Raw genomic sequence first — 13,650 nt, forward strand, 5'->3', positions numbered from 1 at the left:
GCATAATGAATTTAAGGAGCGCTTTATAGCGGGAACGCTCTTGCGGTAAGTAATAAATAATCATATTTTTGTTTTTTTTGGTTGCATAAGTTTTTGGCAGCGATCTGTTTCCGCATAAACTGCCATCGATTTAATCAAAAAGAATTCATAAGGGCGGTGCGCCAACACCGTCCTTTTTTTATTCTATTTGGAAATGATTACCTGGTTTCCCTTGATTTCATATTTAAAATATTCTACTTTTTGTAAAGCCTCTAGGGCTTGGTTCAATGTTTCGTGACTAAATGTTGCCGTAAAGCGGTATTTTTCTACTTCTGGGCTCTTAAACCTGATTTCGATATTGTACCATTTTTCGAGCACAGCCTTGATTTGGTCAAAATCCTGATCGTAAATTTCGATGCGGTTTTGGGTCCAGGCGGTTTCAACAATGGTGCTGTCTTTAATCAACGTATAATGATTGATGGTAATTTCGGGGTGTGGCGCCATCGGTTTCAGCACCTTTGCTTTTTCTTTTGCAGGAAGGGTTCTGTAAACGGTTACTTTTTGGCTCGGCTTTAAAGTAATGATGCCACCCTGCCCATTTAAGGCTTCCATCGTGATGAGGCCACGGATAAGCGTAGCTTCAGAGCTGATTTCGTCGGGGTAAGCTTTGACATTGAAGGCTGTACCCAACACGTTGATGTTGAAATCGGTGGTATACACTTTAAAAGGCTTGTTTTTGTTGTGTATCACATCAAAATACGCTTCGCCTTTCAAGACCACTTCACGGTATTTCTGGTTAAACTCGGCACCAATAGACAAAGAACTTTTGGCATTGAGCAACACGGTAGAACCATCGGGCAAGGTAATTTTTTTACGTTCGCCACTGCAGGTGGTGAAAATCCTGGCCGTTGCGGTTTGCTTGTTTAGGGAACCTGAGCTTGGCCTAAGGTAAAAATAGCTGCCGCCAGCAATCAGCACAATGGCAGCTGCTACCTTGAGCCAAAGCAATTTCCTGAGCTTAACTGGTTTAATTTCTGGGTTAATTTGAGTTTCCAAAGCCTCTACTTGTTGATTCATCGCACGTTTGTTACCGCTCAGAATAACATAAAGCCTCTTGGCTTCGGCAATGGTTTGGGCTTGGGCCGGGTGGGCTTTGGTGTATTTTTCCCAATATTCGATGCAAAGCTTGTCTGTTCCGGCACAATATTGCTGAAAAGTGCTGTCTACAAGAAAATCTTCTGCATTGAATTGACTTCTATCGATCATTGTTATCGTCGTTTATATAACAGTGCCGAAAAGTGGTGTTTTTTCCTAAGAGAAATTTAACTTTTTTTTAACATGAGGAAAATTCGCAGGTCTTTCTCTACGCTTTTAGCTCTTTTCGCAGGATTTTAAGCGCATCATAAATGGTATTATAGGCTGTTTTAACGGTCTGGTTGCTTTGGGTGGCAATGTCTTCGTAGCTCAGGCCATCAAAAAATTTAAGATGGATCAGTTGTTTTTGCCTGAAAGTAAGTTTGGCCAATGCATTTTTCAACTGGTGCTTGATAAGTTCGTCGGTCTGCACCTTTACGATAAACTCTTCATAGCTCATTTCCATCCAATCGCCATCTTCGCCAGCATTGAATAAGGCATCGTTAATTTTACGCTTGCGTTCCATGATGCGCAGCAATTTGCGTTTTAAAAAAGTACGCAAATAGGCCTCTATATTGTCTACGCGACTTAGGGAAGCGTGCTTTTCCCAAATGGTGGTAAAAACCATATCCGTGGCTTCGCCCGCCATATCCGCATCGGCACATACACGAATGCCGAAATTGACCAATGGATAATACAGTGCTTTGTACAAGTCAAAAAAGGCATCTTTATCGCCAGAACGTAACCGTTCCCATAACAGGTGATGCGCTAATTTATTGTCCATCGGGCTGATTTAGTTAACACAATATTAACTAAAATCGGCAAGATTAGTAACATAAAAATTGCTTGGGGCTAAATACTTCTATGCCAGTCAAATGACTGCTTTATTTCTTAAACATTAAGAAAATTAAGAACCACATTTTATATTAATAGAATTGAATGCCTTGATGTTAAAAGCTTTGGCTGAACCATTAAGGAATTAAGAAAGATAAGAACCCGTTATAGCTTAATGAATCTAAATGCCTTCATGTTACAAGCATTGTTGAACTATTAGGGAATTAAGTAAGGTAGTTCTATTTTAATGGGACTAAGTGCTCCATGTTGAAAGCTTTGGCTGAACCATTAAGGAATTAAGAAAAAAAGAACCCGTTATAGCTTAATGTACCTAAACGCCTTCGTGTTAAAAGCACTGTTGAACTATTAGGGAATTAAGGGCAATAAGCACTAGCTTTACTGTAATCAAATATTCAACCCCTATTCATCAAAAAAGCCAGTAGTTAAACTGGCTTTTTGTTCTCGATTGAAAAGTTAAGAACTAAGCAAACACTTCTTTTTTCTGGGTATTGTCTGGTCGGCCGTTTTTAAAGGCCTCTCTGGTTTTTAATCCTAACAATTCGAACATGGCCATATCTTCGTTAAAAGCAGGATTTGGCGTAGTTAACAATTTATCGCCGGCAAAAATTGAATTGGCGCCAGCCATAAAACAGAAAGCCTGTTCTAAAATACTCATCTCGTTCCTTCCAGCCGAAAGGCGAACAACCGATTTTGGCATCACGATGCGTGCGGTGGCAATCATCCTCACCATATCCCAGATTGGTACGCGCGGCTGATCTTCTAATGGGGTTCCTTTTACGGGTACCAAAGCGTTAACCGGCACCGATTCTGGATGTTTTTCCATATTGGCCAAAGTTTGCAACATGGCAATACGGTCTTCGGTAGTTTCGCCTAAACCAATAATACCACCGCTGCATACCGTTAATTTGGCTTTGCGTACGTTTTTAATGGTGTTTAAACGATCATCGTAAGTTCTGGTAGAGATGATGCGTTTATAATCCTCTTCCGAGGTGTCTAAATTATGGTTGTAGGCATATAAACCTGCGTCGGCCAAGCGTTGAGCCTGACTTTCGGTAAGCATGCCCAAGGTACAGCAAACCTCCATGTCCATGTCGTTTACGGCTTTCACCATTTCTATTACACGGTCGAAATCGCGGTTGTCCCTTACTTCGCGCCAGGCTGCGCCCATACATAAACGCGAGGCGCCCCCTTCTTTGGCCTTAACCGCGGCCGTTACCACATCCGTAAGTTTCATCAGGGCATGTACATCCACACCTGTGTTGTATCTGGCTGCCTGTGGGCAATAAGAGCAGTCTTCGGCACAACCTCCGGTTTTGATAGAGATCAGCGAGCTGATTTGCACTTCCGAGTAGTCTTTATTCTGACGGTGGACGCTGGCCGCTTCGAAAACCAGGTCTAAAAAAGGTTTATGATAAATTTCAGCTATTTCTTCTTTCGTCCAATCGTGTCTTAATCCTTGCATATATAGGTAATATTTAGAGTAATAATTTGCTTGCTAATCCTAATAAAAGTAAAAATCCGAAAACATCGGTAAAAGTCGTAATAATTATTGAAGAGGCAATGGCTGGATCGATTCCAATGCGTTTTAAAATTAAGGGAATGCCCGAGCCGGTGATTCCGGCAATGATCATATTTCCTGTCATGGCCAAGAAAATCACAACGCCCAGCATCAAGCTGTGATCAAAGAAATAGGCAAAAACCAATACAATCAATCCGTTGACTGCTCCATTGATCAAACCAACGGTAAATTCTTTTAAAACAGCACGATAGGCTTGGTTGTCGGTCAGATCGTAGAGCGAAATACGCCTTACGGTTACTGCAAGCGCCTGTGTAGCGGCATTGCCGCCCATACCGGCAATAATGGTCATGTAGGCCGATAAAAGCGGAATGAGGTCGATGGTAGGATCAAAATGCCTGATTACCGCCGATGCCAAAAAGGCGGTACCCAAATTGATGATGAGCCAAGGCAGACGCGATTTTACGGCCTCGATCCAGTTACCGCTCAGTTCCTCATCTTCAGATACACCCGAAATCTTCAAGATGTCTTCGGTATTCTCATCTTCCAAAACATCGATTACATCGTCGAAGGTTACTCGACCCAAAAGCTTCATGTGATCGTCTACTACGGGAATGCTGGTTAGGTTATACTGTGAAATCAGCCTCGCTACCTCCTCCTGGTCAGTTTCTGCTTTTACATAAACGGCATCTGCATTGACCATTTCGGTAATCTTGGCATTGCCCTTGGCCTTGATGATGTCTTTTAGCGAAACTACGCCCTTAAAGGTATTTTCATCGTCTACCACGTTTACGGTATAAAACTCTTCCATTTCTTCGCTTTGGCGGATAATTTCGTCAATCGCGTCTTTTTTGGTCAGGTTGAGGTTAATGCGAATAACCTGGGTGTTCATCAAACCACCCGCGGTTTCTTCGTCGTAGCTCAATAAGGTCCTGATGCTCGAAGCATCGTGCTCGCTTAGGTCTTCGAGAATTTCCTTTTGTTCGTGCTCTTCGAGCTGCGAAATAATGTCGGTAGCATCGTCGTAATCAAGCTCCTCTACAATTTCGATCCTTTTTTCGGGATGCAGCTGTAGCAAAAGCTCCTCGGGGTGCGACTCTTCGTGCATTTCTGCAATAACCTCCGAAGCGGTTTCTACATCGAGCAAATTGATGATCCTTTGGCGGTCTTCTTTGCTGATGCTTTCAAATAGAATGGCAATTTCAGACGCGTGGTATTCTGCAAGCGTAGCCTTAAGCAGCTCGTTATCACCACCTATAGCCTGCTTGAGCTTGGAAACGTCGGTTTTGTCCAATTCAAATGATTGCATACTAGGGTTTAAAGATAGGCAATAATTTGTTTCTGCAAAGCAGACAAGGGGCATTTAGCATGCTTTTAAAGCGCATTGATCTATTGCTGTAATTTTACTTATCAAGCTTGTTTTACCATTTAAGAATGGTACGACTTAATCTTAAGTTACTTTATAATTTATTAAATAGCCATTTTTTACCGCCCAAGACACCTTATTTCGCCTAAAAATAGTAAGGTTAATACTCAGGCGCTCTTAGCGTTCTTAGGTGGTTAGTCAAAGGTAGCTTATTATATGGCCATGCTTTTTATCGCTTAGGCACCTTAGTCCGCCCGGGAATAGTAACGTTAAACTTAGGTGCCCTGTGGATTCTTAGGTGGTAGTTAAGAGTGGTAAATCCACTATTTATTACTTGAACCAACCCTTTCGCCAGAAATAGATGATTTGCAAAATGGCAATCACTATCATAACCACCAGTGCCCACACATAGCCGTGTGCCGAATAAAGCTCAGGCATGTTTAAAGGCATCACCTTGCCTGTAACCGGATCTTCACGAGAAAAGTTCATGCCATAGATACCTGCAATGAAGGTTAATGGAATAAAGATGGACGAAATGATCGTCAACACCTTCATAATTTCATTCATGCGGTTGCTGATGATGGAAAGGTACATGTCGATGTTACTCGCCGCAATCTCCTTCATCGATTCAACCATGTCTATAATCTGGATGCAATGATCGTAGGCATCGCGGAAATACATTTTGATCTGCTCGTCTATATACTGGCTGTCGGTACGCAAAATATCGTTCATTTTATCACGTTCTGGCCAGACCACGCGCCGCAAGGTAATGAGGTTACGCTTGATAAGCTGCGTATCGTACATGATGGTTTTGTCGGGCTTGTCGAGCAAACGGTCTTCAATCGCATCCAGTTCCTCGTTCCATACGCCGAGTACCGAAAAGTAATTGTCAACAATCATGTCCATCAGCGCATACATCAAGTAGCTGCTACCTCCTATCCTGATATTTCCTTTGCCCAGCTCGAGGCGTTTGCGCACCGGGTCTAAGCAATCCTCGTAGCGGTCTTGGAAAGTGAAAAGTGCATTTTTGGTCAAGATAAAAGAAACCTGTTCATTTTCCAATGCGCCTTCGGTATCCAAACAAAGCATCCGACTGATCGAAAAAATATAATCGTCATACTCTTCAAATTTCGGCCTTTGGTAGGTACGCGTAATATCCTCTAAAATCAGTTTGTTAATGTTCAGCTCCTTGGCCAAGGTTTCGAAAAGCTCAACCGAATTGAAACCTTTCACCTCGATCCAAAAATTGAAATCCTTGTTATCGGTACGTGCCTTTATGCCGTTGAGGCTGTACAGCTCTTCTACCTTGTAGGTTTGTTGGTTATAGGTATAAAGCAAGATTTTAGGCTTAAGCGAATTCTCATCTATGTAAATCAAACCCGGACTCGAACCTGGAGTTGGCAAGGCGTAATGGCGTTTTTTGCGCGACTTGTGTTTTGTATTTCTTCCCATTGGCTAAAAATAGGTCTTGCTTTGTGGCCCCTGACTAAACAACAGGTCTACCATGCTCAAGTTAGGCATAAATTCGTTCCTGTCGCTAAACACCTGAAAATAGCTTTTTGTTTCCTGCAGAGGCACCTCTTTTTTAGACATCCGGTTCCTGTAGTCGATGAACCCAGGCCACTTCTTTTCATAGCTTTGGCTTTCGGTAATGGCCGCCTCTATTTTCAGTTGTTTGCACAGCCACTGCAGCAGCTCAAGATTATAATCGTACAAAAAATCAAATTTGCGCTCGTAAAATGGACGTAAGCCATCTTCATAAAACTCGAAATAAGCCGAACTGCGGTAACAGTTTTGCAAACTGAGCCAGTGCAGGCGTTGCCAGCGCGTATCGTAACTTATTTTTACGTCCTTTAAGGCAGTATGTACCTTTGCGCCTTTAACAACCGGAATAATAAGATCTAAAGTACCATCAGGCGATGCGATACTGGCTCTGTTGCGATAGGTCTGCTTTGGGAAATGTTCTTGTTTTTCGAGCACAAAATTGAAATCATGCGCTTTTAAGGCAGAAAAATAACCAACCGGGGGAAGATAAAATAGCGGAAATATAGCTGAACTTTGCATCTGATAATTTATGTTTGCATTCTAGAATCCCCAAATTTACAATTATAAAAGGCTTTTTGCATACGGCCTGTTCTTTTGGAGACAAAATAAGAAGATTGAAGCATATGGAACCAAGTGTAGCTGTGGTGATTCTTAACTGGAATGGCCGAGCGCTTTTAGAACGTTTTTTGCCCAGTGTGGTTCAGACCGAATACCCCAATTTACAGCTTATTGTTGGCGACAATGCCTCTACCGATGATTCGGTGGCTTTTGTGCGCGAGCATTATCCACAGGTTTCCGTGCTCACCAACGAGCAGAACCATGGCTTTGCCGGTGGCTACAATCGTATCCTTTCGCGTGTAAATGCCGATTACTATGTGCTGCTCAATTCGGATGTTGAAGTACCTCAAAACTGGATCAAACCCGTAATAGACCTCATGCAAAGCGACCAAACCATTGGCGCTGCACAGCCAAAAATCAAATGGGCCACGCAAAAAGATCAGTTCGAATATGCCGGTGCGGCAGGTGGCTTTGTAGACGCCCATGTATTTCCGTTTTGCCGGGGTCGTATTTTTGACCAAGTAGAAACAGATCATGGCCAATATGATGAAAATCTTGAAGTTTTTTGGGCCAGTGGCGCCGCCTTTTTTATCAAAAAATCGGTATGGAACGAAGTGGGTGGCCTGGATGTAGACCTCTTTGCCCACATGGAAGAAATAGACCTTTGCTGGCGACTGAAAAACCTGGGCTACAAGGTAATGTGCTGTGCCGATGCCGAGGTTTACCATTTGGGAGGCGGTACGCTCAGCGCCAACAATCCTTTCAAAACCTATCTCAATTTCAGGAACAATCTCATGATCATGCAGAAGAACCTGCCCAAAGCCGAAGCCTACCGACGTATTTTTATACGTTTATGGTACGATTTAGCTGCTTGGCTACAGTTTCTCTTGAAGGGAAAGCCCAAATTTACCCTGGCCATTAGCAAGGCGCATTTTCATTTCTTTAGGCAACTCGGCCAAACGGCACGCAAGAGGGGTGCTAGGCAATTAGGCCTGAAACAGCACCAAGGGGTTTACAAGGGCAGTATCGTTTGGGCTTATTTTGTGCACAAAGTGAGAAAATTTAGCGAACTCAACTTAAAGAACTCATCACTTTAAAGCTGTTCTTTAATGGTTTTTTCGATCCAATGTATGGTATTGGGCGCCAAACCGACGGTACTGAACTTAACAAGACCGTCTTTGCCTATAATCACGTGGGTTGGATAAGCGGTTACACCGTATTTGGTGGCATAGTACCTACCGTCGTCAACTACGTTATAATTGAAAGGCGAAGTTTTTAGGAATTGTTTCAAACTGTATTTATCATCGAGGGCAATCGCCAAAAAAACAATGTCTTTATTGTCTTGGTATTGCTTCACCAATTCGTTCAGTTCGGGTATTTCCTGTTTGCAGGGCGGACAGTTGATGAACCAAAAATTAATGACATAAATTTTGCCTTCTATCTTTCTCAGATCGAATTTGTTGCCGTTTATATCAGTTATTTTTTCGCCTCTGAATTTCTCCCCTTCCTTAAAGCTATCGCTGGCCCTGGGCTTGCCCATACTGGTGGCCATTGCTTTGCGACGCTCCAAGGCTTTGGCCTTTTCATCTTCAGTCATTTGGTACACTATATATTCCTGGCTGCCACTTTTAGCAGGCCTTAATGAGTATTCTCCGCTCTGCACAAGTTTTTGCCAGATTTTATAAGGCAAAATTGTCCCTGAACCATCTTTAACTATCGTATTTTGGTCAATTCGGTTGCTCGTTGTGTGACTTGGAGCTTGTGTGAAGCCTTTAAGCGACAGGCCTAAAAGCAAAAGCATTAAATATTTTTTCATCAGCAGTTATTTTAAAAAGCTTTCTAACGCCAAGCGGTAGCCATCTAAACCAAAACCGGTTAACACACCCTTACAGTTTTTGCCGGTTAAAGAAACATGTCGAAACTCTTCGCGGGCATAGATATTGGAAATATGAACCTCTACAACTGGTGTTTTAATACCGGCAATGGCGTCGGCAATGGCTACCGAAGTGTGGGTATAGGCCCCACCGTTAATGATAATGCCATCGTAAGAAAAGCCAACTTCGTGCAGTTTGTTGATCAGTTCCCCCTCCACATTGCTTTGGTAATAGGCAATCTCGATGATGCTGTATTGCTCGCGCAACTGTTCCAAATATTCGTCAAACGACTGGCTGCCATAAATTCCTGGTTCGCGCAGGCCCAGCAGGTTAAGGTTGGGGCCATTAATAATTTGTATCTTCATGCCTAATATTATGTAACATTGCAATGTTATAAAAAAAACTCCATAATCTGAATGAGCATACAGCCCTATCTCAAAGGTTTTAACGATTATTTAAGGTTAGAGCGTTCGCTTGCTGCAAATTCTATAGAAGCCTATCAGGGCGACATCCAGAAGCTTTGCCAATATTACGATGCCATTGGTCGAGAATTGCTGTTAAAAGAAGTGCAGCTGGATGATTTGAGGAACTTTATCACCTGGCTTAACGATTTAGGCATGCAAGCCACTACCCAGGCCAGGGTGATATCGGGCATCAAGTCTTTTTTTGGCTATCTAATGCAGGAAGAAATCATCGTCGAAGACCCCTCGGTACTGATAGAGGCTCCCAAACTGAGCAGAAAGCTGCCCGATACGCTCAATATACACGAAATCAATAAGTTGATCGATTGCATAGATGCCTCCAAACCTGAGGGGATACGAAGCAAAGCGATTATTGAACTCCTATATGGTTGTGGGTTAAGAGTGAGTGAGTTAACTTCATTGCGAATTTCGAATATCTTTCCGCAGACGGAGTTTATCAAGGTGCTTGGAAAAGGCGACAAAGAGCGCTTGGTTCCTATTGGGTCAACAGCCTTAAAGTTATTGGAAATTTACATTAACGAATGCCGTGTTCATTTGGATATCAAAAAGGGAAATGAGGATTTTGTATTCCTGAACCGTTCGGGTAGCAGCTTATCGCGGATTTCTGTATTCAAGTTGCTCAAATCGCTGGCAGTGGCGGCCAATATCCGTAAAAATATCAGTCCGCATACCCTGAGACATTCTTTTGCTACGCATTTAATTGAAGGGGGCGCCGATTTAAGAGCTGTACAAGAAATGTTGGGCCATGCCAGCATTACCACCACCGAAATCTATACCCACTTAGACCGCGATTACCTGAAAACCGTCATCACGCAGTTTCATCCGAGATCGTAAATTAAAAAGCTAAAGCCTGCTGCAAATCATTCGATCCTTGCCTTGCATATCTTTTCTTAATTCAATGTTTTTAAATCCTTTATGATTTAGTAAATCAACTGTTTCTTGACCTAAATGCTCATTGATCTCGAAAAACAGCAACCCTCCCTGCCCTAAATTCAATAAGGCAAAATTGGCGATGGCTTCGTAAAAAACCAATGGTTTTTCGTTGCTCACAAACAGTGCGCGATGCGGCTCATTGGCCAGCACGTTTTGATGCATGCCTTCTTTTTCGGTTTGGGTAATGTAAGGCGGATTGCTTACAATAATGGCATAAGGCTCCTGCAGTTTGGTATGCTGCATTTGGAGAATGTCTTGCCACTTAAACTCCACTTCAACCCTGTTCAATTCTGCATTTTCCTGTGCTATAGCCAAGCTTGATGCCGCCATGTCCAATCCCGTAACATCAAATTGAGGCAAATGCTTTTTCAAAGCTATGGCGATGCAGCCACTTCCGGTTCCAATATCGAGCAGGCGTTTATGGCTAATGGCCAACGGCGAATTATGGACGGTTTGAATAATCCAATCTACCAACTCTTCGGTTTCCGGCCTCGGAATAAGCACTTCAGGATTTACTTTAAAAGAAAGCCCAAAGAAATGGGCCTCGCCAAAAATGTATTGAATGGGCTTGCCAGTAACCAATTCGGCTAACAAGCCTTCAAACTTTGCCAAATCGCTGGTAGTTAATGTTTCTTCCTTCCTAAGCAGGTAAGCATGGTGTTTGATGTGCAGTAATTGCGCTAAAGCCATCAGGAAAAGAGCCTGGCTTTCCGCGTCATCGTACAAGGCACTTAGTTCCGAATTAAATTTGATTGCCAGTTCTTTAAGCTTCATTCGGGCAAAAATAGCTAAACGTTATTACAAAATACAATCAGAATAAATTAGGCAACAATGACTGATTTGTCGGCCAATCGACTATTTTTGCAGTGATGAACGACGAATTTTACATGCAGCGTTGCTTGGAATTGGCTGTTATGGGTATGGGACAGGTTAGTCCTAATCCTATGGTGGGCTGTGTGATTGTTCATCAAAACCAAATTATTGGCGAAGGCTATCACCAGAAATTTGGCGAAGCCCATGCCGAAGTTAATGCCATTAACGACGTATTTAAGCGCCACGCCGATTCGGCTCCGCTCCTGCTCAAAAATGCTACGGCCTATGTCAGCCTCGAGCCTTGTGCGCATTTTGGCAAAACGCCACCCTGTGCCGACCTTTTGGTTAAGCATCAGCTCAAAAAAGTAGTGATTGGCAGTGCCGATCCTTTTGCAGGGGTGAACGGCAAGGGAATCGAAAAGCTAAAAGCTGGTGGTGTACAGGTACAAACCGGTGTTTTAGAGGCGCAATGTAAGCAGCTGAACCGTCGTTTTTTGACCAGGATAAAAGCACAGCGCCCGTTTATCATCCTCAAATGGGCCCAGACTGCCAATGGCTATTTCGCCCTAGAAAATGGCGGACAAGCCTGGATCTCGGGGCCATTGGCCAACCAGCTAAACCATGTATGGCGTACCGAAGAAGATGCCATTTTGGTGGGCAAGCAAACTGCGCTGAACGATAACCCACGTTTAACGGCCAGAAATGTATCTGGCAAAAATCCGGTGCGTATCCTCATCGATAGAAACCTGGAGGTGCCAAATTCGCACCATCTTTATGACGAGGCCTCCAAAACCATTATTTTTAACGAGGTAAAAACTGATGTGCAAAACAATGTCCATTTTGTACAAATGGAAGATATGTCGTTTTATTTGGCACAAAAAATAGCTTTCCAGCTTTACCTGATGGATATCCAATCGGTCATTGTTGAAGGCGGCGCACAGATCTTAAACCAGTTCATCGCAGCCAATCTTTGGGACGAAGCCAGAATATTTACTTCGCAAACCACGTGGCCAAATGGTATATTAGCACCTGCTATTGCCGGAACACTGGTTTCGGAAACAGCTATGGGAACCGACGTACTTAAAATTTATACACCTTCATAAAACATGATTTATTTAGCGCTAAGCATTATTTGCAGTGTTACCGTGGGCGTATTGCTCAAAATGGCTAAACGTTACGAAATTAATGTCATGCAGGCCGTAACCTGGAACTACTTATTTGCCATTGTGCTCAGTGCTGTATTTTTCAAGCCGAATTTGGGCGATGTGAGCTTGGCCCACATTTCGTGGATATTCCCGGCCTTGGGTATTTTGCTGCCTTCCATTTTTTTGTTTCAAGGTATTGCCGTTAGGCAGGCCGGCTTGGCCCGTACCGATATTGCCCAGCGTTTGTCGCTGTTTATTTCGCTCTGCGCAGCTTATTTCCTATTCAACGATAGTTTTGACCGCTTGAAATACGTGGGCCTTATTTTCGGCTTTGTGGCTATTGTCTTTACCATGTACCGTAAATCTGAAGGTGTTTCGTCAAAAAAATCATGGCTATACCTGTTGCTCGTTTTTGTGGGTTTTGGCGTAATAGACGTGTTGCTGAAACTGGTAAGCCAAATTACGGTAATGCCCTTTACCACTTCGCTTTTTGTGATATTCTGCATCTGCTTTGTATTGTCTTTGGCTTATATCCTGTATTTGGCATCGATTAAAAAGACCAAGCTGCAACTGGTCAACTTTGTTTGCGGCTGTGTGCTTGGCTTTTTCAATTTTGGCAATATCCTTTTCTACCTGAAAGCCCACCAAGCCATGTCGGCAAACCCATCTACAGTTTTTGCTACCATGAATATGGGTGTCATTATAGCCGGAAGCTTTATTGGCATTGTATTGTTTAAGGAAAGATTAACCAAGCTCAATTACCTGGGACTGGTTTTAGCATTGGCCGCTATTATTCTGATTACTTTATCCAAGCTGCATGCTGTTTGATGATACCTACCAAACCATAAAGGGCCCCGCCGAAGGAATTTTTCGCGACAAAGGCAGCAAATTCATCGCCTATGCCTACCCTTTTAAAAACGAAGCCGAGCTGAAGCCCGTGTTAAGCAAGTTAAGGGCCGAGCATGCCAAGGCCAGGCATTTTTGTTGGGCTTTTCGTTTGGGCCAAGACCGTAATGTATTTAAGCTAAACGATGATGGCGAACCTTCGGGTACAGCAGGCCGTCCGATCCTCAATTCGTTGCTTTCGGCCGATGTAACCAATATCCTCATGGTAGTAGTCCGCTATTTTGGGGGCACTTTATTGGGTGTTCCTGGCCTGATCAATGCCTACAAATCGGCCTCGGTTGAAGCCTTGCAGGCCAGTGAGATCGTTACCCAAACCGTAAACGACATTTACGAAGCCGAATTCGACTACCTCGAAATGAATCCGGTGATGCGCATCATGAAAGAAGAAGAACTGCAACTATTGGCGCAAAACTTCGACCTGAAATGCGTATTGCGCTTCGAAGTGCGAAAAACCAACCTTAATTTGGTACTGGGCAAGCTGGAAAAGGTAAACGGATTAAAAGTAAAATATCTCTATACGATTTAATATTTCAAATTATGGTTA

At 43.1% G+C, this 13,650-nt stretch carries 14 protein-coding genes; 5 read left to right on the forward strand and 9 right to left on the reverse strand.

Annotated elements, in window-relative coordinates; translation table 11 throughout:
* Positions 1 to 183 precede the first annotated feature (183 nt).
* From AC6H1S_RS09005 to AC6H1S_RS09030, 6 genes are all read right to left on the reverse strand, one after another.
* Positions 184 to 1,245 carry a FecR family protein gene (locus tag AC6H1S_RS09005; protein WP_497565961.1) on the reverse strand — a complete coding sequence of 354 codons (1,062 nt, stop codon included), beginning with the start codon at positions 1,243 to 1,245 and terminating at the stop codon, positions 184 to 186.
* A gap of 97 nt (positions 1,246 to 1,342) precedes the next feature.
* On the reverse strand, positions 1,343 to 1,897 hold the full coding sequence (locus AC6H1S_RS09010; protein WP_199139620.1) for an RNA polymerase sigma factor: 555 nt from the start codon (positions 1,895 to 1,897) through the stop codon (positions 1,343 to 1,345).
* Positions 1,898 to 2,428: 531 nt separating this feature from the next.
* A complete protein-coding gene (gene bioB / locus AC6H1S_RS09015) occupies positions 2,429 to 3,430 on the reverse strand; it encodes a biotin synthase BioB (RefSeq protein ID WP_199139618.1) in 1,002 nt (333 codons plus the stop codon).
* Positions 3,431 to 3,443: 13 nt separating this feature from the next.
* On the reverse strand, positions 3,444 to 4,793 hold the full coding sequence (gene mgtE / locus AC6H1S_RS09020) for a magnesium transporter (RefSeq protein WP_199139615.1): 1,350 nt from the start codon (positions 4,791 to 4,793) through the stop codon (positions 3,444 to 3,446).
* Between the two features lie 387 nt (positions 4,794 to 5,180).
* Positions 5,181 to 6,302: a magnesium/cobalt transporter CorA gene (gene corA, locus AC6H1S_RS09025; protein ID WP_497565962.1), complete on the reverse strand. Its 1,122-nt coding sequence runs from the start codon at positions 6,300 to 6,302 to the stop codon at positions 5,181 to 5,183.
* Positions 6,303 to 6,305: 3 nt separating this feature from the next.
* Positions 6,306 to 6,914, reverse strand: coding sequence for a WbqC family protein (locus AC6H1S_RS09030; protein ID WP_497565963.1), 609 nt, complete (start codon positions 6,912 to 6,914; stop codon positions 6,306 to 6,308).
* A gap of 104 nt (positions 6,915 to 7,018) precedes the next feature.
* Between AC6H1S_RS09030 and AC6H1S_RS09035 the strand changes: the two genes are divergently transcribed.
* The gene (locus AC6H1S_RS09035; RefSeq protein ID WP_497565964.1) at positions 7,019 to 8,050 is read left to right on the forward strand and encodes a glycosyltransferase family 2 protein; all 1,032 of its coding nucleotides are present in this window, start codon (positions 7,019 to 7,021) and stop codon (positions 8,048 to 8,050) included.
* Here the strand turns inward: AC6H1S_RS09035 and AC6H1S_RS09040 are convergent.
* Complete coding sequence (locus AC6H1S_RS09040; RefSeq protein WP_497565965.1) at positions 8,047 to 8,769, reverse strand: TlpA family protein disulfide reductase; 723 nt, start codon at positions 8,767 to 8,769, stop codon at positions 8,047 to 8,049. The genes AC6H1S_RS09035 and AC6H1S_RS09040 overlap by 4 nt on opposite strands.
* A 6-nt stretch (positions 8,770 to 8,775) precedes the next feature.
* Entirely contained in the window at positions 8,776 to 9,192 is a 417-nt protein-coding gene (gene aroQ / locus AC6H1S_RS09045) for a type II 3-dehydroquinate dehydratase (protein WP_199139605.1), read from the reverse strand.
* 51 nt (positions 9,193 to 9,243) lie between these two features.
* Here aroQ and xerD point away from each other — a divergent pair, with 51 nt between their 5' ends.
* Entirely contained in the window at positions 9,244 to 10,143 is a 900-nt protein-coding gene (gene xerD, locus AC6H1S_RS09050) for a site-specific tyrosine recombinase XerD (protein WP_497565966.1), read from the forward strand.
* A gap of 9 nt (positions 10,144 to 10,152) precedes the next feature.
* Here the strand turns inward: xerD and prmC are convergent, their stop codons facing one another.
* Complete coding sequence (gene prmC, locus AC6H1S_RS09055; protein WP_497565967.1) at positions 10,153 to 11,016, reverse strand: peptide chain release factor N(5)-glutamine methyltransferase; 864 nt, start codon at positions 11,014 to 11,016, stop codon at positions 10,153 to 10,155.
* Positions 11,017 to 11,111: 95 nt separating this feature from the next.
* Between prmC and ribD the strand changes: the two genes are divergently transcribed.
* Genes ribD through AC6H1S_RS09070 form a run of 3 tightly spaced genes read left to right on the forward strand, consistent with a single transcriptional unit; the run spans position 11,112 to position 13,632 of the window.
* Positions 11,112 to 12,158: a bifunctional diaminohydroxyphosphoribosylaminopyrimidine deaminase/5-amino-6-(5-phosphoribosylamino)uracil reductase RibD gene (gene ribD / locus AC6H1S_RS09060; protein ID WP_497565968.1), complete on the forward strand. Its 1,047-nt coding sequence runs from the start codon at positions 11,112 to 11,114 to the stop codon at positions 12,156 to 12,158.
* 3 nt (positions 12,159 to 12,161) lie between these two features.
* Positions 12,162 to 13,028, forward strand: a complete 867-nt coding sequence (locus tag AC6H1S_RS09065) for an EamA family transporter (RefSeq protein ID WP_497565969.1) — start codon at positions 12,162 to 12,164, stop codon at positions 13,026 to 13,028.
* Positions 13,018 to 13,632, forward strand: a complete 615-nt coding sequence (locus AC6H1S_RS09070; protein WP_199139595.1) for an IMPACT family protein — start codon at positions 13,018 to 13,020, stop codon at positions 13,630 to 13,632. Before AC6H1S_RS09065 ends, AC6H1S_RS09070 begins: the two co-directional genes overlap by 11 nt.
* The last annotated feature ends 18 nt before the right edge of the window (positions 13,633 to 13,650 follow it).

The organism is Pedobacter sp. TM02, from assembly GCF_059705275.1.